The following is a 247-nucleotide window of genomic DNA, read 5'->3' as shown; positions in this document are numbered from 1 at the left end:
TGCCTGGCGTACCTGGCTCATCAGTGACCTGGGTGCTGACCGGAGTCTTGTCCAGGTTCAGGTTTTCGAACTTCCACGCATCTGCACCGCTGACCGCATCGATGGCGTTGACCACTGGCTGGTTAGCGCCGACATAGACGTTATCCGGCGCGATTGCAGTGGCGGAACCGGTGGTGCTGTTGGCTGCGACGACGACAGTCGTACCATCGGTCAGCTTGAAGTACAGCTCCGAGTGGTTGTTGATCGG

The 247-nt window shown here is 59.1% G+C and carries 1 protein-coding gene; it reads right to left on the bottom strand.

The window, feature by feature from the left end; genetic code table 11:
- Positions 1-247, bottom strand: a 247-nt coding sequence (locus DM807_RS00685) for an immunoglobulin-like domain-containing protein (RefSeq protein WP_179026941.1), incomplete at both ends; no start/stop codon positions are given.

Source organism: Pseudomonas hunanensis (assembly GCF_013393325.1).
GTDB classification, from domain to species: Bacteria; Pseudomonadota; Gammaproteobacteria; order Pseudomonadales; family Pseudomonadaceae; genus Aquipseudomonas; species Aquipseudomonas putida_P.
The sequence above is the reverse complement of the archived record's forward strand: the minus strand, read 5'-3'. Positions and strand labels throughout refer to the sequence as shown.